This window comes from Alteromonas lipotrueae (assembly GCF_019249215.1).
Taxonomy (GTDB): domain Bacteria; phylum Pseudomonadota; class Gammaproteobacteria; order Enterobacterales; family Alteromonadaceae; genus Alteromonas; species Alteromonas lipotrueae.
This window is the reverse complement of the sequence record NZ_JAESDI010000002.1, coordinates 303,463-327,388: the sequence shown is the minus strand read 5'-3', so window position 1 is coordinate 327,388 and position 23,926 is coordinate 303,463. Positions and strand designations below refer to the sequence as shown.

Genomic DNA, 23,926 nt, shown 5'->3' with positions numbered 1-23,926 from the left:
GGGGAAAGAAATAATGAAAAGAATGATGAAAAGTCATTCACTTTTCATCAAATAGATAGTCGTACAGGTCCTGAGCATTTTCATTACTTCCTATTGGCTCAAGCCAAATAGCTTCGCAAAGCCACTCGATAAATAGCATACAGCTGAAGCCTCCGTTGCTTAAGGTGACTTGATAGCGATCTGCCCCCCATTCTTGATTTGTCGCCGTTAAATTAAAAAGCGCACAGAAGGTTTGCTCCCATTGTTGAGTTTTTAAAGGCGTACTAGGAAGTGGGGAGTCGATAAACAAAGCCTGGCCGTTTATTTTCGACAAGGCTTTAAGATTTTGAATCGTTAACTGCTGCATGACAAGCTCGTGTGTGCTGATGATGAAGGTGGCTCTGAAAAGGGGTGCGTATCCCATTTCCTTTCAAATGGCGTACTTGCAGCTTCTAACAAAGCTTCAGAGAGTGAAAAATCACCCTTTTCGGCCAATTCAACCGCCTGTTGAAGTAAATGAGTACGAGGAATAACCGCGGGGTTTCGCAACAATAGCTCCGTATCTTCTTCTCTTGCTAAACGCAGCTGGCGGTAGCTTTCCCACCATGCATCTGCTTTTTCTTGATCAACAAGTGTTACTTGTTTGACCCTGTTTTCCTGACTAACGAAGATATCGTGAAAAGGGCACTGAGTCTTGTTTATATCTGCCAACGCCAACTGACGGAAGCAATACGTGTAATCTAGATTCTTGGTCTCAAGTATTTGTAGCCAAGACTGCATAACAGCAAGGCTTTGCTCTTTCTCATTAGTCTCAATGCCCATCCGTAAAAGCATCAAGTGTTGATATTGCGTAATGAACGTTTGCTCGAAGGTAGATAAAGCGGCTTTTATTTCATCCACCGAGCAATGGCCTGAAAAGGCATGGGCAAGGGCATTTAAGTTCCAAAGGGCAATACCCGGCTGTTGATTAAAGGCATAACGGCCTTGATGGTCAGAGTGATTAAAGACCGCGCCAGGCTCGTAATTATCTAAAAAGGCAAACGGCCCATAATCAAAGGTAATGCCATGAATAGACATATTGTCTGTATTCATCACGCCATGTACAAACCCGTGCGTTTGCCACAACGCGACCAATCTAGCAGTACGGGTTACTACCGCGCCTAGTAACGCAGCATAAGGGTTTGTAGCCGCTTTGCATTCGGCAAAATGATGCTCAATGGTGAAGTCGAGTAACCGTTGTAATTTATCTTTTTGACTGGCATAAAAATAATATTCAAAGTGACCAAAGCGTATATGACTAGGGGCTGTTCTTATCATCATGGCACCGGTTTCAGGGCGTTCTCGGTACACGGTATCTGAACTGGTGAAAAGGCACAGTGAACGGCTAGAGGGAATACCTAAATAATGCAGTGCCTCAGCGCCAATATATTCTCTTAATGTGGATCGCAGTACGGCACGTCCGTCAGCGTGTCTTGAATAGGGGGTAGGGCCAGCGCCTTTTAAATGGAGATCGTGGGGCTGCGCGTTTGCGTCGATAACTTCTGCTAAAAGCAGCCCACGCCCATCGCCTAATTCAGGGTTCCATTGACCAAACTGATGGCCACCGTATTTTTGTGCAAATGCCTGTTGTGTAAGGGGCGTAACAGGGGAGTGTAGCCAATCAAGCATGTTTTGAGGCTGCAGTAAGGGTTCGGGAAGTGCAAGCTCGTTGGCTAGTGTGGTGTTAAACAAGCCTACTCGCATGTTTTTAAGCGGTTCTGGAAGTACAAAGCTACCCAGTTCCGATAGGGTTTCTGCATAGCGATTTAATAAACCCATTAGTTACTCGTTTCCCGATGGCGTGACACAATCTATAGGGCGGAAAGTAGCAAAATGTGAAGGCTAATAAAAGCGCCATTTACATCAATGAGACACAGTGCAACTTATCACAGATTAAAATTAAACTTCCCCTCTATAAAACGTGTATAAAAGACGTAAGCTAGCAATAATAAAAAAACGGCCTTATTTGGGCCTCAAGGAAGCATTATGCTCACGTTACATCACTTAAATAATTCTCGATCTCAACGTATTTTATGGCTATTGGAAGAGCTAGGCGTTGATTACAATATTGAACACTATCAGCGAGATAGCACCACTAATCTTGCGCCGGAATCGTTACGTGCAGTACATCCACTAGGTCGCTCGCCTGTACTGACTACCCCTGAGGGGGCAATTGCTGAGTCAGGCGCCATTGTCGAGTACTTAGTTCGCCAGCATGGACAAACACGTTTTACCTCTCCTGAGAGCGGTGAAAATCTGCAGCAGTATTTATTTTGGTTACACTTTGCCGAAGGCTCGCTAATGCCACCCTTGGTAGCTAGGTTGGTGCTTGAAAAGGCCCGTCAAAAAGGGTCTAAACCTTTCTTTATCAAACCCATCACGAATAAGTTAATTGATGGAATTTTGAATGCCTATTATGGGCCAAATTTATCCCAAAGCTTGCGCTATGTAGAGTCTTACCTGGCCCATCACACGTGGTTTGCCGGTGAACAACCCACCGGAGCTGATGTACAAATGATATTCCCGCTGGAATCATTGGTGGCAAGTGGTAATGCCAAAGACTTTCCTGCCATTCGGGAATACGTGAAACGGGTACATGCAAGGCCAGCGTATAAGCAAGCGCTAGAAAAAGGTGGCGAGTACGCGTACGCCTAATGCCCAATGTTGAGCCCTTCTTTGTTTAGATGTAGGTCTATTTAAATATAGGCCTGTTTAGATGCAGGCCTTTGTGGGTATAGGCTCTGGCGAGGAATAGGCTTTAGCTAAACCCATATGCTAACTAAATACTGCCGCTATTGCTCACGATGAATGTAATCGTTTATCAGCTGCATAAAGGCGTCGCCATAGCGCGATAGCTTGGTTTGGCCTACGCCGCTCACATCTAACATAGTGTCGCGGGTGGTCGGTAGCTTAGCGGCCATGTCTACCAGTGTAGCATCACTGAATACCACATACGGCGGCACTTCATTTTCCTCTGCCAGCACTTTACGTAAGTGCTTTAAGCGCATAAATAACGTACGGTCGTAGTTAGCCGGAGCTTGTTTCTCTTTTTTATCTGGCTTGAATTCTAATCTAGGTACCGCTAGCTGTACGGCTACTTCACCTTTTAATACGGGGCGGGCAGCTTCGGTTAATCGAAGCGCGGCGTTGGCGGTAATATCAACCCGAATTAACCCCTTATGAATAAGTTGGTTAATCATATTGTGCCAGTAGCTATCAGATTTGTCTTTGCCAATACCATAGGTTGAAAGCTGGTGGTGCCCCGCTTCTTGCAAGCGCTTTAGTTGTTTGCCGCGCAGTACATCAATAAGGTATTGGGTAGAGGCTTGCTGAGAAAGCCTAAGAATACAAGACAGCACTTTTTGGCTAATGACTAAGCCGTCAATCATGGTGGGTGGATCTAGGCAAATATCACAGTTCCCACAAGCGCTATCACTAAATTGCGAGAAGTAGTTAAGTAGTACTTGTCGGCGGCAGGTTTGCGCTTCAGAAAATGCCTCCATGGCCGCAAATTTTTGCAGTTCAATAGCATTTCTATCGGCCTGCTCACCTTGCTCAATCCACTGGCGTACCCGAGCTGCATCCTTTTCATCAAATAACAACATAGCTTCTGATTCAAGGCCATCTCGTCCTGCGCGCCCTGTTTCTTGGTAGTAACTTTCAACACTTCGAGGTACATCGTGATGCACCACGTAACGTACGTTCGATTTATTAATACCCATACCGAAGGCGACAGTGGCCACCACGATATCAATTTTGTCGTTCAAAAATTGGCGCTGTACTAATTCTCGTTCATCGGCATCCATACCCGCATGATACGCCGCGCAGCGAAAACCTTGCTTGAATAGCTTGGCATGTAAGTCGTCTACTTTGGCGCGGCTATTACAGTAAATAATCCCGCTGCCTTCTTGTTGCTTAACGTAGGTAACAACCTGTTCGAAGGCTTTGTACTTCGACATCACCCGATAACGAATATTCGGTCTATCGAAACTGCCTTTATAAACTAGCGGGTCATTAAGTTGCAGTTGGGTGAGAATATCGCTCTGGGTAGCGATGTCTGCTGTGGCCGTTAACCCAATAACAGGAATATCAGGAAAGCGGGCTTTAATCTGGCCAAGCGCACGGTAGTCGTGCCTGAAGTCGTGCCCCCAATGCGATACGCAGTGGGCTTCATCGATAGCAAACAAGGCTACGTCTGTAGTACGAAGCGTTTGCTGAAAGCCGAATTGAAGCAAGCGCTCAGGAGATACATACAATAAGTCTAACTGGTTAGATACCAGTTGCTCTGAAATTCTGGCTTGCTCTTCATGACTAAGTGTTGAATTTAGATAAGCGGCTTTTACCCCTAAGGCTTTTAACTGTTCCACTTGATCTTGCATTAGCGAGATAAGCGGCGACACAACAATGCCGGTACCCGCGCGAATGAGTGACGGAATTTGGTAACACATAGACTTACCGCCACCAGTAGGTAGCAGTACAAGTGCATCTCCACCTTTGCATACGTGGTGGATGACATCTCCTTGCCCTTCGCGAAAATCATCATACCCGAATACATTTTTTAAGATGCTTTCGGGGGTAAGCGCATCGGAAACGGGAGAAGTGATAGTGGTGTCGGCAATTACAGAAGTCATGACGGGGGATTTTACGCGTTTTTGAAACGTTCTTCACGAAACAAACGCAAAAACTGGACTAAAATTCAGAAGTCATATGAAAAGGTATAACAAATTAAAACAGTGCGGTGAGTAAAAGTGAGCTAACGTCGAATGCCTGTTACTCATAAAAATGGGATCAAAATGCGCTCTTCAGACAATAAAAATATGCCTAGCCGCAAGGATATGATTGCACATGTAATTAGCTTATTTCGTGATACTATGCCGTTTAACCAGCTATTGGGGCTAGAGTTTGTTCGCCCGAATGAAGGGTTAGAAAGTGACTGCATAGAACTTCACGTTTCTTGGCGTGAAGCCTTAACCGGAAATCCACTGCAAAAAATTCTTCATGGCGGCGTGACAGCCACTATGCTAGATACCATAGGCGGTTTGGTCGCTATTATCGAAGCGATTAAACGAACTAACGATGCTGACTTAGCAAGCTTGCAAACCCGTCTACCGAAAATGGGCACCGTAGATATGCGCGTTGACTATTTACGACCGGGTCGTGGAGAGCAGTTTATTGCTACGGCAAACGTTATTCGCGGCGGCGCTAAGTTGGCGGTTTGTAGGATGGAACTTCATAACGAAAAAGGCGATCATATTGCCTTTGGTACGGGTACCTATATGTTGGGGTAGCCGGTATACAATGCATTTTGGAGGTGTCGAATGGCGGAGCCATTACCCGATCTTATCGAAGAGTTTGTAACAGATGGTATGGGTGATGACCCAGCGTCTATTCTTACCGCATTAAGTGGGCAGGATACTGTCTACATTGCCTCCTTATTAGAATCGTTACCCCTAGAGCGACGTCTGGTCGTTTGGGAAGGCATTCCACGTGACCGCAAGCTTAGCGTGCTGGTGGAAATGCGAAGCGACCCTCGTGAAATTCTCATCGACGCCACGCCACATAACGAGTGGGCTTCTATTTTTGCCGATATTGACGCAGAAGACTTACTTGAACTTCTCGATTCATTACCTACACGGTTAGTTGATGTCGCGTACGAAGCACTTGATAGCCAAGAGCGTAAGTATTTCCGCGAAGCGACTCAATTCCCTGACGAACAAGTGGGTCACTGGGTTAGTCATGAATTGCTAGTACTACCCGCCAATGCAAAAGTGAAAGAAGGCTTACGCCTCTTGCGACGAGATATTCCTCAGCACTGCGATAGTATTTACTTGGTGAACCGTTCTGGCCAATTCACTGCACTGGTGAAAATTCATCGTCTTTTTGCGGCGCAAGAACACAGTTCACTGATTAGCATGGCCGAAGAAAATGTCACTATGTTGGTGGGCACCGATGAATCAACCTCCGCGTCATTGCAGGTGCAGCGCTCGGGGCTATCATCGCTACCTGTGGTGGATGAATCTAACAAACTCATTGGTCGTTTAGATATTGCCTCGGCCAGTGAGCTGATGAATGAGTTTTATGAGCGCCAAGTGATGGCCTCGGCAGGTATGGATGAAGACGAAGATTTATTCTCCCCTGTGGCAAAAAGTGCGCGAAACCGAGCATTATGGCTTGGTATAAACTTGCTTACTGCGTTTTTGGCGTCCTGGTTTATCGGGTTGTTTGAAGCTACATTACAGCAAGTCGTTGCCCTTGCGGTATTGATGCCAGTGGTCGCCAGTATGGGGGGGATTGCTGGTAGTCAAACCTTAACGCTTATTGTGCGCGGGCTGGCGCTTGGGCAAGTAACCCCAGCCAACTTACGTGCGCTTATGATGAAAGAGCTCAAAGTCGGGGGGCTAAATGGCGTGATATGGGCGTTGGTGATAGGTATTGTGGCCTATTTCTGGTTTGCCGATGCGCTACTTGGCATGGTGATTTGTCTTGCCATTCTTTTTAATATTGTGGCAGCAGCTCTTGCTGGTGTGTTCGTGCCCTTTATCTTAGACAGACTAAAGATAGATCCAGCGCTATCTGGCTCGGTTATTCTTACCACGGTAACTGACATTGTAGGCTTTGTTGCCTTCTTAGGTTTAGGCACGCTATTTCTGTTATAGCTGGAAAAATAGGTAGGGCCTGTTGACCTTTTCTGTGCATTTTGACCGCAGTATGTGTGCTGTTTAGGTAAGGCGAATGGTTGCAGGTCAACACGCCCTAGACAAACTTTATCGAAAAATACGCCCATTCTGGGCGTGATAGGCTTGTTATCTAGAGCAAGGTAATGAACACTACGCGCCTTTTTTCAGCCTTAAAAAGTGATAGTAAACTATGCGTGCTCAGCAAGCCAGTGCTGCCCAAGTCGGAATAATTTGTGCCATCGCGGCCTACACCATGTGGGGCATAGCGCCAATCTACTTTAAACAGCTTACTATATTGCCCGCGGCAGAAATTCTAATGCACAGGGTAATTTGGTCGGTGTTGGTGCTGGTAGGCTTGATTGCTGGGTTAAAGCAGTGGCCCAAGGTTGCCGCAGCTTTGCGAAATAAAAAGGTGATGCAGGTGTTGTTTATTGCCGGCATTTTGCTGGGGGCAAACTGGCTACTGTTTATTTGGGCGGTAAATAACGACCATATTCTTGATGCTAGCTTAGGTTATTACATCAATCCCCTCATTAATGTGTTTCTTGGGCGGCTTTTTCTAGGAGAAAGACTAAGAACGTTTCAGCGAGTGGCGGTAGTACTCGCTATTGTTGGTGTAGCTATTTTGATTTTCTCTTACGGTCACGTGCCTTGGATTGCACTTATATTGGCGGGCAGTTTTAGTATTTATGGCATTTTACGCAAGCAGGTAGCCGTAGATTCTTTACCGGGTCTTTTTATAGAAACCTTAATGCTATCACCTTTGGCAATAGGGTATTGGCTGCTATTTGGATCGGAATACAGCAACCTTTTTAATAACGATGCTAACTTAAACATGCTTATTTTAGCGGCCGGTATTGTGACCACCGCGCCCTTGTTATGCTTTACCGCAGCGGCACGGCGTATCATGTATTCAACGTTAGGCTTTTTACAATACATAGGGCCAACACTCATGTTCGTGTTGGCGGTCCATTTGTACGATGAACCGTTAGATGAGGCTAGGCTAATCACCTTTGGTTTTGTGTGGTTAGCACTTGCAGTATTTAGTGTCGATTCCCTTATCGCCTACAAAAAGCAGCGAAAAGCCCTAAGGGCATCGTTAAAGGCGACTAACGAAACCAGTGAAACTCAAACCTCTTGAGTTTCTCCGGTTACATGAACTTGATTACGACCTGCATTTTTTGCTTTGTACAAAAGCTTATCGGCACTACTTAGCAAGGTTTCAATATTTTGCGTAGGGGTATTACAAAGGCCAATGCTACAGGTTACATTTACGCTTTCTTCGCCTAACTGAACAGCGGTTTTCTCTAACGCGTTTCTGAATCTATTCAACCGCTCTTGTGCGTTATGAATGTCAATTTTAGGCAAGTACACGCAAAATTCTTCCCCACCAAAACGTGCAACCAAGGTATCGTTAAAATGAACTTGTAACAGGTTAGCTACCGCTTTGAGCACAAGGTCGCCGGCATCATGCCCGTAGGTATCGTTAATGCGCTTAAAATGATCAAGGTCGATAAGTGCTAAAGCATGCTGCTCAGGTAGCTTTTTATACTGCACGGTAACGGTATAAAAGAAATGGCGGCGGTTAGGCAACCCAGTTAAATAGTCGGTATTGGCAGCGCGTCGAAAGGCTTCTACGCTTTCAATATATTCAATATTCTGCATTACGCGGCATAAAAACTCTTCATGACAATAAGGTAAATGCAAAAAATCGTTCGCCCCGCTTTTTATGAAGTGCGCAGACATGAGCGGACGTTGGTCGCTTGCTAGGCCTATAATGGCTAACTGCTCTTTTGAAAATGCTTTTCGAAGGCCTGAAATAAATTGCGTGCCTGTCATATCGGGAAGCGCGTTATCGGTGATAACCAACCTGATATGCGCATGCTCAGCCAGTATGCTCATGGCATCGTTGGCAGTAGGGCAGTCGTAAACCACAAAATTGTGCCGATAAAGCAGTGATAGCATTTTTCGTCTAGATGAGCGGTGAGTACTTACTACCACAACACCTGTAGATTTGTTCTTCTCTAATCGAAACAGTAAACGGCTTAAGTAATCGTAATTTTGCGCGTTTTCTTTGGGAATGTAATCAACGACGTCTTTTTCTAAGACCTTGTCTCGGGTTTTCGCTTCTAACGTATCGGTCGTGACTATGGTTGGAATGAAGGCGTCAATGGCGAAGTCGATGGCTTCGCCATTCGACGCATCAGGTAAGTTATGAGCAACAATGGCGCACAAGAAACTTTCTGGCATCATAAGCGCAAAACGTGCGCTCGCTTCCGTTAATGAGTGAGCACCCACAGGGGTTAGCCCTGCTTTTCTGACAAGTTTTGATACAACGTCTAAATTTGTATCGCTGTTTTCTATCACCAGCACATTTTGCGGCATATTTTTCTACTTGGGTTCAGGCTTCTTGCCAGATGACTATGCTTTTTCCAATTTAGCATAGGCGAGAACGAGCCATTTTGTACCAAATTCGTCAAAATTAACTTGTACCCTAGCGTGTTCACCACTGCCCTCGTAGTTTAATACTATTCCTTCACCGAACTTGCGATGAGCCACTTTTTGGCCCAACTGAAAGCCAGTTTCTTCAAAAGAGGCATGTGAGGTCGCTTGGCTGAATCGATTATGTATCGGTCGAGAAATCGTAGACTTGAGCCTTACTTCTTCAACACAATCAGCAGGAATTTCACGAATAAAGCGAGATGCCGTGTGATATTTGTCTTGCCCATATAAACGACGGCTTTCCGCGTAGGTAATATACAGTTTCTCCATCGCGCGGGTCATGCCCACGTAACACAGGCGACGTTCCTCTTCCATTCTGCCAGGTTCATCATTGGTCATCTGGCTTGGAAACATGCCTTCTTCAACACCGGCCATAAACACCATAGGGAATTCGAGCCCCTTTGCGGTGTGAATTGTCATCATCTGCACGGCATCTTGGTCTGTACCTGCCTGGGTTTCGCCCGCTTCTAACGAGGCATGAGCAAGAAAGGCAGAAAGTGGCGTCATTTCTTCTGCTTCGTCGGGTACGGTAAATTGCTTACAAGCCGTAACTAATTCTTCTAAGTTTTCTAGGCGCGCTTGGGCTTTCTCGCCACGTTCGGCCTGATACATGGCGTACAAGCCTGACTGCCTAATTGCCACATCGGCGTGTTTTTCTAATGGCTCGTCTACGGTAGCTTGTTCAAGCTCGGTAACTAACAGCACAAAACTTTGAAGGGCGTTAAGAGCACGGCCTTTTAGCGCATTTTCATTAATGAGTAGTTGGCTAGCCTGCCACATTGAGCAGTTATGTGCTCTGGCAGCTTCTCGTACTTGTGAGAGGGTCTTCTCACCCATACCGCGAGTTGGCGTGTTCACCACACGTTCAAAGGCGGCATCGTCATGAGGATGATTCATCATGCGAAGGTAGCCAAGTGCATCTTTAATTTCTTGGCGTTCGAAGAATCGAAGACCACCATAAATGCGGTACGGTGTCCCTTGGTGAAGTAAGGCTTCTTCTAATACCCGTGACTGAGCGTTATTGCGATATAAAATGGCGGTGTCTTTTAACGCATTGCCTTGGTTCAACCAGTCTTTAATTTTCGACACAATAAAGCGGGCTTCATCTAACTCATTAAACCCCGCATAAACAGAAATGGGCTCGCCATCGTTGCCATCTGTCCAAAGCTCTTTACCTAACCGCCCTGTGTTGTTATCAATAACCGTATTGGCGGCTTTCAAGATGGTGCCCGTAGAACGGTAGTTTTGTTCTAATCGTATCGTTGTGGGGTTATTGAAGTCTTTTAAGAAATGCTGAATATTATCAACGTTCGCACCACGCCAGCCGTAAATAGATTGGTCGTCATCGCCCACAATCATAATATTGTTTTGATTGCCGCTACACAGCATGCGTAGCCACGCGTATTGGATGTTGTTGGTATCTTGGAATTCGTCAACTAAGACAGCGCGGAAGCGTCGTTGGTAATTGGCGAGTACTTCTGGGTTTTTAGCCCAAAGTTCGTGAGCACGTAATAACAGCTCGGCAAAATCCACAAGCCCTGAGCGGTCGCACGCGTCTTGATACGCGGCGTAAATTTCACGCATTTTTTGCTGGGTTTGGTCGTTGTGGGTTTCAATATGTTGAGGGCGTAGGCCTTCGTCTTTATTGCCGTTGATATACCACTGAATTTGACGGGGCACCCAGTGCTTTTCGTCTAAATTCATGGCTTTTAAGATACGTTTGATCAAACGGTATTGGTCGTCTGAATCAAGAATTTGGAAATTTTCAGGCAAATTAGCTTCTGCATGGTGGGCACGAAGCAACCTGTGGGCTAATCCGTGGAAAGTACCAATCCACATATTATTCAGACCGCGGCCCATTAACGATTCTATTCGGCCACGCATTTCTTTCGCGGCTTTGTTAGTAAAGGTTACGGCTAGTATGGAAAAAGGGGCAATGTTTTCCACTTCCATCAGCCATGCTATACGATGTACCAATACCCGTGTTTTACCACTTCCCGCGCCAGCTAATATGAGGGCGTTAGAAAGAGGGGCTGCTACCGCTTCACGTTGTTTGTCGTTAAGCTCGTCAAGCAGTCGGGATACATCCATAATATGGTCAACCTAATTTGTCTAGTTTCAATGCTGCAACATTATGCCAGCTGACTGTGAATTTATACAGGCTTGTTTGATGAAGCTGAGCGGCTAGTGGGTAACTTTTACGATGAATTTAGCCCTGTTAAGGTGATACCGGCCGTATTCACGAGCGGGTTATCGATAAGTTGAACAATTTTCACGCTTGAAGCGTAGTCTGTAGGTGTTGTTTTTATGATGGCTCATGTACACTTCGAGCCATTATGTTGCCTATTGCAATCTAGGCCTTTAGCGTTTTGTGCCATTTACCCGCAGTTAAGCGGGGTTTGAACTTTACTTTTACAGGAACTGCCTCATGCACGCACTCTCTCCATCGACTGACTTTTGGTTATCGTTAAAAAAAGAAGCGCAAACTGTGGCAAAAAGTGAGCCGCTATTAGCTAGCTATGTTCATGCCTGTATTTCAGCTCATCATAATTTTGAGTCGTCGTTAAGTTTTATTCTATCAAGCAAAATGGCTGATGAAGTGATGCCTGCTATTGCCATTCGTGAAGTGTTCGATGAGGCCTACTTGTTAGAGCCGTCGATTAGTGAGTCGGCTATGGCAGATATTAATGCAATTCGTGCGCGAGACGCCGCAGTAGATGACTTCTTAGTGCCACTTTTGCATTTCAAAGGCTTTCATGCAGTACAAGTTCACCGTATGGCGCATTACTTGTGGTTGCATGGTAGACATCAACTTGCTTTGTTCTTACAAAGCCGAAACTCGGCTACCTTTGGCGTAGATATTCACCCTGCAGCGAAAATAGGTAAAGGGGTGATGTTCGATCACGCCACCGGTATTGTCGTAGGTGAAACAGCGGTTATTGAAGACAATGTCTCTATTTTACAAAGCGTCACGCTTGGCGGAACCGGTAACGAGTCGGGTGACCGTCACCCTAAAATTCGCCAAGGCGTGTTGGTTGGTGCGGGAGCTAAAATTCTTGGCAATATCGAAATTGGCGAAGGGTCTAAAGTGGGGGCGGGTAGTGTTGTGTTAAACAATGTTCCGCCGCACGTTACGGTAGTCGGTGTGCCGGCTAAAGTGGTGGGCCGCCCGGTATGCCAGCGTCCTTGCGATTCTATGCGCCAAAACGTGTTAGAAGACAATCAGCCTTATTCGCAAAAGCCTTAAGTAGTGATACCTTAAGAGCAAGTACCTTAAGCGCCAGTACCTTAAGAGCAAGCGCTACTTACTGATTTACTTATAAGAAGTAAGCTAACTCGTCTAACGAATCTAATGCCACGTGAGGGAGTACCGATGCTCTCTCACGGGGTAAATGCATTTCTCGGTTGCATGCAAACCAAGCAGACTGAAACCCCGCATTTATCGCCCCATACACATCTTTAATAATGTTATCGCCCACGTGCAGTATATGTCTGGGCGCTTCTCCTATAACGCTTGCTGCTTCATCAAACATAGCCCGTGAAGGTTTCATAGGTCGGCTAGTGCTGGCATGTAAAATGGTATCGAAATAGGGCGTAATACCTATTTGGTCAGCGTTTACATTGCCGTTAGTAATACCTACCAGTGTTATATTCTCACTTAAAATCGATAAAGTTTTATGCACATCATCAGTCAAATCAAACTCGCTTCTCGCACGGTAAAAACAGTCGAAACAGGCTTGCACGGCGGCATCTAACGTGTGGGTATCTTGGGATGGAATATCATGTATCAATGCTGCATTTAACACCGCTAAGCGAAGCTTTCCCATATCAGATGAATAGGTAGGATTCGCTGTAATTGCGTCGCGCTTTAGTTGTTGCCAGTGAGCGGACGGCAAGGCAGCAGCTTTAGGGTGATATTGCTTTAAATGCGTATTCAATGCTGCTTCTGCTTGGCGAATAATAGGTTCGTTATTGTATAAGGTATCATCAAGATCGAAGGTCATTGCCTTCACGGAATTAATGGCTCTGAAGAACTGCATAATAGTTAAAGGCCTATTTTCAAAAGAGGATTATTTTTTGTGTGCTCTAGGGTGCGCGGCATCATAAACCTTGGCTAAATGCTGAAAATCTAAATGGGTATACACTTGCGTGGTAGATAGATTGGCATGGCCTAATAATTCTTGCACCGCACGTAAATCGCCGCTCGACTCTAATACGTGCGTAGCAAAAGAATGGCGCAGTTTATGCGGGCTTACTTTCTGATTAAGGCTTTGTAATTCTGCCATTTGGTTAAGCCGATTTGCGACTTGGCGATTTGAAATGCGCGTTTTGCGCTTGCTTACAAAAATAGCGGGTTCATAGGGTGAAGCGTATCCGGGGCGCACGTTAAGCCAAGCATTCAGCGCCTTTTGCGCTTGTCGGCCAAGGGGCAAAATACGTTGTTTACTGCCCTTACCGGTCACTTTAATGGTGCCGTCTTTTGGGTAGTCGCTTAAATTTAGGCCGGTTAGTTCACTTAGTCGAAGTCCGCAGCCGTAGAGCAATTCAAACATGGCGACGTCGCGACAAATAATGCCTTCATCGGTATCGCCGCTGGCGGCTTGTTCATTCGCCAACAACTGCTGCATTTCATCAACGCTAAGCTGTTTAGGTAATGGCTTACCTTGTTTTGGGGCTTGAATACCTTCCACGGGGTTGCTGAAAAGCTGTTCGTTATCAATAAGGTATTGGCAAAAGGTACGAAGAGCTGACAACCGCAATGCTATGCTACGGGGTTTATGCCCGTCCATTTTTGCTGCTGCCATTACGCGTTTCACATCAGAGGGTGTCATACCCGACCACTCGTAAAGCCCTAAAGTAATGGCAATGCTGGTAAGTTGTCTGCGATAGTTACTGATGGTAAGCGGCGATAAACCGCGTTCAACTTGTAGGTGGAGTAAAAACTTTTCAAGCCAAAGGTGGCAAGGTTCGCTAAGTACGGTTTCCGTTGTCACGAAAACTAGTACCCCATCATCTCAGGCAAAATAATATTAAGCACTTGCTGTAGCTGTTGTAGCAACAAGGTGTCCATATCAGGGGTAAAATGGCTTGCGTCACTGCTGCTAATACCCAAAATACCAATATCTTGGTTGTCGCCTAATAGCATTAGGGCAACAGATTCTGCGCTGCTATCTCCGAACAATAACTGGCGTTCGTGCTGCGATAATCGTCCGAAAAAGAAGTTCGACGTTTTAAAGCGTTTTTCGGTAAATAGCCTGCGTTGTAACTCAGGAATAGCGTGAGGGCCTTTGAAGCTTTTTATCACCGCAGAAGATAGCTGCAAACGTTCTTGCAACACATCTTCAAGGGTGAACTGTACTTCTGCCACACTTTCGCAACGCAGCAACTGCACGTTTAAGTCGGTGTACACGCGGTAAATTTTTTCGTTTTGCTTGGCAATACTCACCAGTTGCGTAAGTTTATAATTCAATTGGCGAACTTTTTTGCGCAATTGCTCACTTTGAATCTCAACCAGCGAGACGCTGCCTTTATGCGAATGAGGAATTTTGAGCTTTTCGAGTAGTTCGGGGTGTTGAGCAAAAAAATCAGGGTTTTCTAACAAAAAAGCGCGAACCTGTTCTGAGGAAACATCGCTGTCGCCAGAAAACACTTCTACTACCGACGATGCGCTAGCTTGTCCTGATAATTCACTCATAAATTTATATGTCCGTCGTACACATGGTCGGCGGGCCCTGTCATTTTCAATACATTATCTGGGCCTGGCCAACGGATCCGTAAACTGCCTCCGGGCAAATCTACCCGAACATCTTTGCTTAATTTACCTTGAATCTGACCGATTGCAACTGCTGCGCATGCACCACTGCCACATGCCAAGGTTTCACCCGAGCCACGTTCGAATACGCGCAATCGAATGTGTGATTCATTAATAATTTGCATAAAGCCCACATTCACGCCCTCTGGAAACCGTTCGTTGCGTTCAACGAGGGGGCCTATTTCTTTAACGGGAGCGGTATCTACATCTTCCACTTCCATTACGCAATGCGGGTTACCCATAGATACGGCACCGTAAAACAGGGTTTTATCGTTTACGCGTAATATATAGGTATTTTCTTGCTTGTTCGCTTTCAGTGGAATTTTAGCCGGCTCGAATTCGGGCTTGCCCATATTCACGGTAACTTGGCCGTCTTTCTCTAAGTACAACACCATTTTTCCGGCTTTGGTACTCACCACAATTTTATTGCGGTTAATTAAGCCCTTTTGCTTTACGAAACGTGCAAAGCAACGAGCACCGTTACCACATTGTTCTACTTCAGAGCCATCAGCGTTAAAAATGCGATAGTGAAAATCTTGTTCAGGATCGTAAGGCGGTTCAACCATAAGCAATTGATCGAAACCTATGCCGAAGTTTCGATTTGCTAGCTGCTGTATTTTGTCCTTCGAAAAAAAGACGTTCTGGGTGACATTATCAATCACCATGAAGTCATTTCCCAGACCGTGCATTTTTGAAAACTGAACCTGCATTAACCGCGCATCTTTATTATGAGTTTAACCCTAGTTTACGTAAGTTTGTGCTCACCTTTCCAGAGATCTTTTAGAATTTCTCTTTCACGTACCACAATCGTTGCATCACCATCTACCATAATCTCTGCTGGACGGCAGCGGCTATTGTAGTTTGATGCCATTGCAAAGCCATACGCACCGGCGCTTCGTACTGCTAGTAGGTCAGTTGGTTCGATAGCAAGTTCTCGGTCTTTACCGATGAAGTCACCGGTTTCACATACCGGGCCTACCACATCGTAATTGCGTGCTATGGCAGTGCTTTCTTGTTTTACTGGGATGATATTTTGCCATGCAGAGTAAAGTGCAGGTCGAAGCAGGTCATTCATAGCTGCATCAACAATAGCGAAGCTTTTCTCTTCACCTTCTTTAATAAACTCAACCTCAGTGACTAAAATACCCGCGTTTGCGGCAATAGCGCGGCCAGGCTCTAAAATGAGCTTAAGGTTCTCACGACCCACCATTTTTTCCGCCATCGCCGCAGCGTAAGCTTTCGGGTGCGGTGGTTCTTCATCGTTATAAGTCACGCCTAAACCACCACCAACATCTAAGTGATCAATGGTTATGCCGCGCTCGGCTAATTCATCGATAAGCAGCAATAAACGCTCTAGTGCATCAACAAATGGGCCAATTTCAGTTAATTGTGAACCGATGTGGCAATCCATACCTACTACATTCAAGTGAGGAAGTGATGCGGCAAGTTCGTAGGTTTGCAGCGCGCGTTCGCGGGCAATACCAAACTTGTTTGCTTTTAATCCTGTTGAAATGTACGGATGGGTTTTGGCATCTACATCTGGGTTGATGCGAAGCGAAATTGGCGCCTTTTTGCCAAGCGATTCTGCTACCGCGTTAATACGATGCAATTCAGGCTCAGACTCTACGTTAAAGCACATAATGCCTTGTTCTAACGCATAGCGTATTTCGTCTGCTTTTTTACCTACACCCGAAAATACCACTTTACTGGCATCGCCACCGGCTTCAATAACACGTGCTAGTTCACCACCAGAAACAATGTCAAAACCAGAGCCAATTTTGGCTAATGTACTTAGTACACCTAAGTTTGAATTGGCCTTTACTGCATAACAGATAAGGTGAGGGTGCTCACCAATAGCATCATTAAAGGCATGCCAATGGCGCTCTAAAGTTGCCCGTGAATACACATATACAGGGGTTTGGTACTGTGCAGCAATATCTGCAACGGCAACATCTTCAGCGAAAAGCTGGCCGTTTTTATAAGCGAAAAAATCCACTAGTGAGATTCTCCTGGTGTGGAGGCGGGTTGGCTTTGCGTGTTTGGTGAAGACGCTGTTTCGTTTGGCTTTTCAGTAGGCGTCGTTTGCTCTGGCGCTTGTGGAATATACAGCGCCCCTTTATAGCCACAACCACTGAGTAGAATGGCTGCGAATGTAATTAAAACCCACTTCTTAAGCACGAAAAATCCCGCGAATACGACAATAAATGCCGTTATCATCGCATTGCGTGATTAAAATGCAAGAGACAATAAGCGTTCTTGTGTTTTATCACCGTAGTGAACCTCTTTCCACAATGAATCACATAGGCTTTGTGTATCTTGCAAGTCACCTTTTTTGAGCCAATCAATTAGTATATTTGGGTCGTCGGGGAACTGAATAGCTTCTATGTCTAATGCTTCTAGCCACTCTTCAACAATATCCGTATCCAATTGAAATAGGGTGTGGCAAAGGTCGAGCTTATTGAGCGTTAGTACATTCGACAGCTGTTCAAATTGGCCATGAAGAGGTTTGATAAGTAGCTTCTTGCCGAGTTGCAAGGCTTCGCTAGAAAGCTCAAAACCTCCATTCGCAATCACGCCGTTACAATGCTGAAGTGCACGTTGGAAATGCTCTTTTGACGTAGGGTTCCACTGAATGTGTCCTGCGTCTTTAATTTCGCTAATATCGGGGTGGAAGCATTGAAATTGTTGATCGCTTAAAGGCTCCAGCATTTGTTGAACGTCGCTGACATCTTCAAATGGTAAGTAAACTAACACATGACCTTTACCTGGCACTGATAACGGTTTGTCTGCCACAAAAGGAGGAATGATCGGTTGATTAAAGTGAAACCAATGTACCCCTAATTGAAGGTCGGTAGGGGCGAACTTTTTCATTAGCAGTCGATCAATAATGGTGTCGCCAGATTTTGGCACATCGTAAGAAAATGCTGCTTGGTGACTAATTGAAATTGACGGTATCTGCTGTCGCTTCGCTGCCCACGCGGTGACAGGTTCGAAGTCGTTGACGAGAAGGTCGTACCCGCTCGCATCAAAACGTTTCACGTCTTTTAGAAATTGACTGATATTGGCTTCTTTAATGGTTTGCCACCGGTCTACGCGGCCACTTTTAGTAACAAAGCTTAAGCCCGTGTAGGTGCGATAGTCGCCAAATACATCCATATCGAAATATTTATCGGGTTCACGGCCTGTGAAAACAAAATCTACTTCAACATCTGAACGCTTAGCTAGCGCTGTCGCCATAATTCGTGCACGAGCAATGTGCCCGTTTCCGGTGCCTTGCACGCCATACAATAATTTCATGTTACCCCAGGATGGAAATACTCAACGATGCGATAGTGATACCAAGTAACATACCTGCAACTACATCTGATGGGTAGTGCACGCCTAGCAAGACGCGAGACAGGCCGATTAGGGCTGCCCAACTGTATGCCAGTACCGCGAATGGTGGATAGTAATGCGCTACAATACTTGCCATTAAGCAAGCGGCAGCAGTGTGCCCAGAAGGCAGAGAGAATTTATCGGATGGCGTAACGTGTGCTGTTAAATCCAATAGAAAATCGCAAGGGCGCGGGCGCTTGAACATTTTCTTAAGCAGCACATAGATAGGTAACTCCAGCGCATATGCCATCAGCGCTGTATAGAGGAAAAGCTCACCATGCTCGGGTTCAAAAGCCCACAGTAAGGCGCCAATAACCAAGTAAAGGTATCCATCTCCGGTTTTTGATAACCAGATGATACTGCGACAATCTCGTTTTACGGTAAGACTGTATAAGCGGTAGAACAAATTTGTATCGTATTTGGTCAAGGATTTAAGAAGCATTAGCCTTGCCCCCTTTCGATTGATTATTGAATAATTTAAAAGCATTCTGTGACCAACCAGTGACAGAAAAAAGAAACCTTTATGACAGATGACATGCTGTGTTGGTCACGCTGTACCGCACCTATTAACTTCTATTTAGTGCAGTGAGGTAGCGAGTCAGTTTTTATAAAAAGCTAAGCAAGTTACGTGCTAAGTCGGTGAAAATGTCTTCACTAATGAAAGTGGTAGTCTATTTAGTGGAAAGGTTGTTGCTGTTTCCCTGAAACTTCATAAATCAGGCGTTTTCAACTAACGAATTAATGCTATGCTAGAACAAGGTAAATAACCTACTACTCTCAATTAAAGTAAGGTAGAGCAATGGATTACAACACTTCTGAATTGTGCGATTTATTTGCAGACAGCGTCGACGTAGTTGACCCTATCTTCGCAAGCTTTGGCGGCCGTTATTCTTTTGGTGGCGAAATCACCACGATTAAGTGTTTCGAAGACCGTGGTCTTATTGACCGTGTATTGGCTCAACCTGGTGCAGGCAAAGTACTGCTGATTGATGGTGGTGGTTCAACACGTCGTGCCTTATTCGATGCAGCCCTTGCTCAAGTGGCAATAGACAATGACTGGGAAGGCATCGTGTGTTACGGCAGTGTACGTGAAGTGGATAACTTAGCCGAATTGGATATTGGTGTGCTAGCGGTAGCGGCTATTCCCGTTAATGCAGAAAGCGAAAGCATTGGCGACGTTGATGTACCGGTAAATTTTGGTGGCGTAACTTTCCTACCAGAAGATCACCTTTATGCTGATAGCACAGGTGTAATTCTCTCACCAGAACCCCTTGATATAGACTAAAGGTTTTATAGTAGCTCAGTTGGCTAAAACCTATAGCGAATTCATGTGATTCAGGTAACAAAAAGCGCAGACAGCTGAATGAAGTGTCTCCGCTTTTTTTGTGCCTAAAATTTACAATTAGCGCTTACTTATCAAACGTTTCGTTCAAGTACATGGCAAGTCGAATACCTGCCATTTGTAAACGCTGCTTAGCCGTAGGAAGATGCCGATATAAGTAATCGTAACTCATATTGTTGGCATCTTGAGGGTAAACTTCATCACGAATTTTAGTGCTTTCTTCAATCCATACCAAAGGATCTGTGGTTGCCCAGCTACGAATGTCACTAGGTGTGATGTGTTCTGTGAGCCATTTCGTCCATTCTGTGTAAGACAGTTTGCGTTGCTCTAGCATTTGAGAGTCCCACACCCGATGTAAATTAGAGTTCTGCCAAAAGAAATTTACTTTTACATCATTGCCGCCGCGATCGCTGCCATCACCCGCATGCAGGGGTTGGTGTAAATCACCAATGATGTGCACAACAAAACGTAGCGCTAAGCGTTTTTCTTCAATAGTGGCTGAGTCGCTTTTTAACGTTTTTGTATAGGCTTCAAGTGCAGTAACTGCGTCGCCTTGGCGAGGTGCGCCAACGTCAGCATAACCTTTCCCTTGAGGGACTGTTACATAGTGCCAATGGGTAGATATCTTTTGCCAAAACTCGCTTGGGTTTGAGCGCATTTCATCTGCATAGGTTGAAGCTTCTGCTAGTGAACTGTTTGGCAGAAGCTCTGATAAAGCAGCTTGAGATAGAGGGCTTAAATACTGCTGCGCAATGGCGCCAGTAACCCGATGGCCAGTTTGGCCCCACCCAAAAGCTGGCGACGAAACAAATAACGTAATAAGTGAGCTTAGCGCAACGGCGAAAGTCCTATTTCTCAACGCTGTCATTAATTTTCCTTTGTTCTATTTTTTAAGTGTGTAGTTAGGTTTTAGGGGTATGTTTAGCGGTTTCATAGCCCCATCGTGCCACTAGCGATTGTTCAACGCCGAGGTGATCTAGAATACGGGCTACAACAAAGTCGACCAAATCTTCAATGGTCTTGGGGTTATGATAAAAACCAGGCGCCGCTGGCATTATTGTCGCACCCATTTGTGACAGTTTAAGCATATTTTCCAAATGGATAGAAGAAAGTGGCATTTCTCGAGGTACTAATATCAATTGGCCTCTTTCTTTTAGCACAACATCAGCGGCACGCTCAATTAAGTTATCACTGGCGCCAATGGCAATAGATGAAAGGGTGCCCGTAGAGCAGGGGCATACTACCATTTTAGCTGGTGCGGCTGAGCCTGACGCAACAGGAGAAAACCATTCTTCTTTCCCAAATACTTGCACTTGACCAGGCTTACCGCCGCAATGCTCCATGAAAAAAGCACTGGCGTCTTCAGGTCTAGCGGGAATTTTTATATTTTCTTCTGTAGCCATCACGACTTTGGCGGCAGAAGAAATAAGCACATACACTTGGTAGTCAGCTTTTACTAACGACGTTAATAGCGAGAGTGCGTATGGGGTGCCGGAAGCACCCGTAATAGCTAGGGTAATTTGCTTATCATGTTTCATTTTTCTACCTCGATTGACGGGGTAAGTACGCTTAAAACACGGCTGTGGATGCCTTCAAACCCACCATTGCTCATGATAAGTACATGATCGCCAGGGCGCACTTCGCTTTGCAATACTTTTACAATGCTTTCAACATCATTGAATACGGTGGTGGGCGCTGGGCTATTCTCCGCAGCTTCCTTCAACGACCAGTCTAGCCCTTGAGGTTCATATACATAAACCGCATCAGCGGCTTGCCAAGAATGTGCGAGTGTATTTTTATGCACCCCCATTTTCATAGTGTTAGAGCGAGGCTCAAGTACGGCAAGAATACGGGCATTCCCTACTTTCTTGCGAAGGCCGTCAATAGTGGTGGCAATGGCGGTGGGGTGATGAGCGAAATCATCATAGACGGTTACCGGTTTACCTTCAGCCGCGAGTGTCACCGAGCCCTTTACTTCCATACGCCGTTTAACGTTCTTAAAGCTTGATAGTGCTGCGACAGCGTCGTTAAGGGGAACGCCTGCATGATGAGCCGCGGCAATTGCCATGAGTGCATTATCTACATTGTGCTGGCCTAGTAGCTCCCAATGTACTGTACCGACAACTTGATTGTCGAACAGTACATTGAATTGGCTACCATCTTTATTGATAAGCGCTGCAGACCATTCTTTGCCTAGAGATTGGCGTTGTGTCCAACAACCTTTTTTAAGGGTTTCCTCAATAGCGGGCGTGTGGTTGGGTGTAAGAATAAGGCCATTTTCAGGTACCATGCGCACAAGGTGATGAAACTGAGTTTGAATGGCGGCTAAGTCAGCAAAGATATCGGCATGATCAAACTCTAAGTTATTAATCACCAGCGTTTTAGGACGGTAATGGACAAACTTCGAGCGCTTGTCGAAAAAGGCGCTGTCGTATTCGTCTGCTTCAATGACAAAAAACGGGCTTTCTCCAATACGGGCCGACACGCCAAAGTTTTCAGGCACACCACCAATAAGGTATCCGGGGTTTAATTCGCTGTACTCTAAAATCCACGCCACCATACTGCTGGTGGTGGTTTTGCCGTGAGTACCCGAAACGCCAATTACCCATCTATCTTTTAACAAGTTATCAAGCAACCATTGCGGGCCACTGGTATAAGGTAAGTTTCTGTTGAGTACGTACTCAACCGCTGAATTACCGCGAGACATGGCGTTACCAATAATAACGATGTCAGGAATTGGCTCGAATTGGTCGGTATCGAAGCCTTCGGTAAGCTCGATGCCCAGAGCTTCAAGTTGGGTACTCATGGGTGGATACACGTTGGTATCAGAGCCAGTGACCTTATGGCCCAAGGCTTTCGCAATGGCTGCGATGCCACCCATAAAGCTACCGCAAATACCTAAAATATGTACATGCATAGCGAATTCTCATTTTTTACTGCATTGAATACTGGCTACTTTATCAGAACCGTTGCAGGTTAAATAATGCATTTTCACTCATAATGCCCGCTTTCACTGGTATGTTGTGTAGATTGGCAGCACCTGCCTTATTCCACTTCGATGAATTCACGGTTACAATCAATTTAACAAGCATATAAAGCAGTGCTTGTTGGTAATACAAGAGAAAGCCGGTAAGGAAAGCTGCGCGCCTTGTATTGTCATACCCTACACACTAAAAAAAGGCTTAACTAAGATGAAACGTTTAAATTCCCAGTTGCAAGAAGATGGTGCCCCGCTAGAGCTCATATTGCTTATAAGAACCTTGTTGGCGAGCTGCAAAGAAATTTCATTCCGGGTGAGTCAAGGTGCGCTTGCTGGCGTATTGGGTTCTACGTTGTCAGAAAACGTACAAGGTGAAACACAAAAGAAGTTAGATGTTATCTCTAATCACATTATTAAAGATACGCTTCGCGAGTCGGGCTATGTAAAAGCTATTTCATCGGAAGAAGAAGACGATGTGGTACCGTGCCATCCAGATGGGAAATACCTTGTTAGCTTCGACCCACTAGACGGCTCTTCGAACACAGAAATTAACAGCTTAATTGGTACTATCTTCTCAATTACCCACGCACCTCAGTGGATGGAACCCGATGATCCATCAGCGTTTCTTCAGCCGGGTACACAAATGGTTGCAGCAGGTTACGTGCTTTACGGGCCTTCTACTATGCTTGCCCTTACTACTGGGCGTGGCACACATATTTATACCTTAGATAAAACCCACGGTGGCTTCCTACTTACTCACCCCAATATCCAAGTGCCAGAGCAAACCTCTGAGTACTCTATTAATGCATCGAATCAACGTCATTGGGAACCTGCGATGCAGGAATATATCGCCGACTTAATAGCGGGTAAAGACGGTCCTCGTGAGAAAAATTTCAACATGCGCTGGGTAGCAGCCATGGTGGGCGATATTCATCGCTTGTTATGCCGCGGTGGTATTTTCATGTACCCATACGACAAGCGTGACCCATCTAAACCGGGTAAATTGCGTTTACTTTATGAAGCAAACCCTATGGCATTTTTGATGGAGCAAGCCGGCGGCAAGGCAGAAACAGGCGCCGGTCGTATTCTTGAAGTAATGCCTGAAGAAATACATCAACGCGTGCCATGTATTATTGGTTCTAAAGAAGAAGTAGAAACCTGTTTAAGCTATTACGGTAAAAGTGAATAGAGAAATCGCTAAATAAGGACGGTTTTGGTGG

General features: G+C 45.4%; 23 protein-coding genes. 7 read left to right on the top strand and 16 right to left on the bottom strand.

The features are described from left to right. Positions 1-37: 37 nt before the first annotated feature. Together JKP82_RS03160 and JKP82_RS03155 are read right to left on the bottom strand one after the other, a co-directional pair. Complete coding sequence (locus tag JKP82_RS03160; RefSeq protein ID WP_159527989.1) at positions 38-346, bottom strand: DUF3630 family protein; 309 nt, start codon at positions 344-346, stop codon at positions 38-40. Beyond that, positions 334-1,797: a protein adenylyltransferase SelO gene (locus JKP82_RS03155; protein WP_218395829.1), complete on the bottom strand. Its 1,464-nt coding sequence runs from the start codon at positions 1,795-1,797 to the stop codon at positions 334-336. Before JKP82_RS03155 ends, JKP82_RS03160 begins: the two co-directional genes overlap by 13 nt. 207 nt (positions 1,798-2,004) lie before the next feature. Between JKP82_RS03155 and JKP82_RS03150 the strand changes: the two genes are divergently transcribed. Continuing rightward, positions 2,005-2,673 carry a glutathione S-transferase family protein gene (locus tag JKP82_RS03150; protein ID WP_159527991.1) on the top strand — a complete coding sequence of 223 codons (669 nt, stop codon included), beginning with the start codon at positions 2,005-2,007 and terminating at the stop codon, positions 2,671-2,673. A gap of 137 nt (positions 2,674-2,810) precedes the next feature. On the opposite strand, the gene recQ is transcribed toward JKP82_RS03150, so the two are convergent. Next, complete coding sequence (gene recQ / locus JKP82_RS03145) at positions 2,811-4,649, bottom strand: DNA helicase RecQ (protein WP_218395827.1); 1,839 nt, start codon at positions 4,647-4,649, stop codon at positions 2,811-2,813. Positions 4,650-4,811: 162 nt separating this feature from the next. On the opposite strand from recQ, the gene JKP82_RS03140 reads away from it, so the two are divergent. The 3 genes from JKP82_RS03140 (at position 4,812) to rarD (ending at position 7,836) form a co-directional block, all read left to right on the top strand. Then, on the top strand, positions 4,812-5,306 hold the full coding sequence (locus tag JKP82_RS03140) for a thioesterase family protein (RefSeq protein WP_159527993.1): 495 nt from the start codon (positions 4,812-4,814) through the stop codon (positions 5,304-5,306). A gap of 30 nt (positions 5,307-5,336) precedes the next feature. Then, positions 5,337-6,674 (top strand): magnesium transporter, encoded by a 1,338-nt coding sequence (locus JKP82_RS03135; protein ID WP_159527994.1) that lies wholly within the window; start codon positions 5,337-5,339, stop codon positions 6,672-6,674. A 211-nt stretch (positions 6,675-6,885) separates the two neighbouring features. Further along, on the top strand, positions 6,886-7,836 hold the full coding sequence (gene rarD / locus JKP82_RS03130; protein WP_159527995.1) for an EamA family transporter RarD: 951 nt from the start codon (positions 6,886-6,888) through the stop codon (positions 7,834-7,836). On the opposite strand, the gene JKP82_RS03125 is transcribed toward rarD, so the two are convergent. Continuing rightward, on the bottom strand, positions 7,824-9,080 hold the full coding sequence (locus JKP82_RS03125) for a GGDEF domain-containing response regulator (protein ID WP_218395825.1): 1,257 nt from the start codon (positions 9,078-9,080) through the stop codon (positions 7,824-7,826). The genes rarD and JKP82_RS03125 overlap by 13 nt on opposite strands. Positions 9,081-9,116: 36 nt before the next feature. Further along, positions 9,117-11,288: a DNA helicase II gene (uvrD, locus tag JKP82_RS03120; RefSeq protein WP_159527997.1), complete on the bottom strand. Its 2,172-nt coding sequence runs from the start codon at positions 11,286-11,288 to the stop codon at positions 9,117-9,119. A 337-nt stretch (positions 11,289-11,625) separates the two neighbouring features. On the opposite strand from uvrD, the gene cysE reads away from it, so the two are divergent. Beyond that, positions 11,626-12,444, top strand: a complete 819-nt coding sequence (gene cysE / locus JKP82_RS03115; RefSeq protein ID WP_159527998.1) for a serine O-acetyltransferase — start codon at positions 11,626-11,628, stop codon at positions 12,442-12,444. A 70-nt stretch (positions 12,445-12,514) separates the two neighbouring features. Here cysE and JKP82_RS03110 read toward each other — a convergent pair whose 3' ends face one another. From JKP82_RS03110 to JKP82_RS03075, 8 genes are read right to left on the bottom strand one after another with little or no spacing between them, the layout of a single operon-like run. After that, positions 12,515-13,237, bottom strand: coding sequence for an HAD-IA family hydrolase (locus JKP82_RS03110; RefSeq protein ID WP_218395823.1), 723 nt, complete (start codon positions 13,235-13,237; stop codon positions 12,515-12,517). Between the two features lie 30 nt (positions 13,238-13,267). Next, a complete protein-coding gene (locus tag JKP82_RS03105; RefSeq protein WP_218395821.1) occupies positions 13,268-14,191 on the bottom strand; it encodes a tyrosine recombinase XerC in 924 nt (307 codons plus the stop codon). A 5-nt stretch (positions 14,192-14,196) separates the two neighbouring features. Further along, positions 14,197-14,892, bottom strand: a complete 696-nt coding sequence (locus tag JKP82_RS03100) for a DUF484 family protein (RefSeq protein WP_159528001.1) — start codon at positions 14,890-14,892, stop codon at positions 14,197-14,199. Beyond that, positions 14,889-15,719: a diaminopimelate epimerase gene (gene dapF / locus JKP82_RS03095; protein WP_013785917.1), complete on the bottom strand. Its 831-nt coding sequence runs from the start codon at positions 15,717-15,719 to the stop codon at positions 14,889-14,891. Before dapF ends, JKP82_RS03100 begins: the two co-directional genes overlap by 4 nt. Before the next feature lie 35 nt (positions 15,720-15,754). Then, positions 15,755-17,005, bottom strand: coding sequence for a diaminopimelate decarboxylase (gene lysA, locus JKP82_RS03090; protein ID WP_159528002.1), 1,251 nt, complete (start codon positions 17,003-17,005; stop codon positions 15,755-15,757). Further along, a complete protein-coding gene (gene lptM / locus JKP82_RS03085; protein WP_309475311.1) occupies positions 17,005-17,187 on the bottom strand; it encodes an LPS translocon maturation chaperone LptM in 183 nt (60 codons plus the stop codon). Before lptM ends, lysA begins: the two co-directional genes overlap by 1 nt. Before the next feature lie 51 nt (positions 17,188-17,238). Beyond that, the gene (locus JKP82_RS03080; protein ID WP_159528004.1) at positions 17,239-18,306 is read right to left on the bottom strand and encodes an MJ1255/VC2487 family glycosyltransferase; all 1,068 of its coding nucleotides are present in this window, start codon (positions 18,304-18,306) and stop codon (positions 17,239-17,241) included. Between the two features lies 1 nt (position 18,307). After that, positions 18,308-18,826 carry a phosphatase PAP2 family protein gene (locus JKP82_RS03075; protein ID WP_057794702.1) on the bottom strand — a complete coding sequence of 173 codons (519 nt, stop codon included), beginning with the start codon at positions 18,824-18,826 and terminating at the stop codon, positions 18,308-18,310. A gap of 357 nt (positions 18,827-19,183) precedes the next feature. Here JKP82_RS03075 and rraA point away from each other — a divergent pair, with 357 nt between their 5' ends. After that, a complete protein-coding gene (gene rraA / locus JKP82_RS03070) occupies positions 19,184-19,669 on the top strand; it encodes a ribonuclease E activity regulator RraA (RefSeq protein WP_057794700.1) in 486 nt (161 codons plus the stop codon). 124 nt (positions 19,670-19,793) lie between these two features. Here the strand turns inward: rraA and JKP82_RS03065 are convergent, their stop codons facing one another. From JKP82_RS03065 to mpl, 3 genes are read right to left on the bottom strand one after another with little or no spacing between them, the layout of a single operon-like run. Further along, on the bottom strand, positions 19,794-20,594 hold the full coding sequence (locus JKP82_RS03065; protein WP_218395816.1) for a S1/P1 nuclease: 801 nt from the start codon (positions 20,592-20,594) through the stop codon (positions 19,794-19,796). A 34-nt stretch (positions 20,595-20,628) separates the two neighbouring features. After that, positions 20,629-21,264 (bottom strand): flavin prenyltransferase UbiX, encoded by a 636-nt coding sequence (locus tag JKP82_RS03060; RefSeq protein ID WP_159528006.1) that lies wholly within the window; start codon positions 21,262-21,264, stop codon positions 20,629-20,631. Beyond that, positions 21,261-22,643 carry a UDP-N-acetylmuramate:L-alanyl-gamma-D-glutamyl-meso-diaminopimelate ligase gene (gene mpl, locus JKP82_RS03055; RefSeq protein WP_159528007.1) on the bottom strand — a complete coding sequence of 461 codons (1,383 nt, stop codon included), beginning with the start codon at positions 22,641-22,643 and terminating at the stop codon, positions 21,261-21,263. Before mpl ends, JKP82_RS03060 begins: the two co-directional genes overlap by 4 nt. A 274-nt stretch (positions 22,644-22,917) precedes the next feature. On the opposite strand from mpl, the gene JKP82_RS03050 reads away from it, so the two are divergent. Then, positions 22,918-23,895, top strand: a complete 978-nt coding sequence (locus tag JKP82_RS03050; protein WP_159528008.1) for a class 1 fructose-bisphosphatase — start codon at positions 22,918-22,920, stop codon at positions 23,893-23,895. Positions 23,896-23,926: the final 31 nt, after the last annotated feature.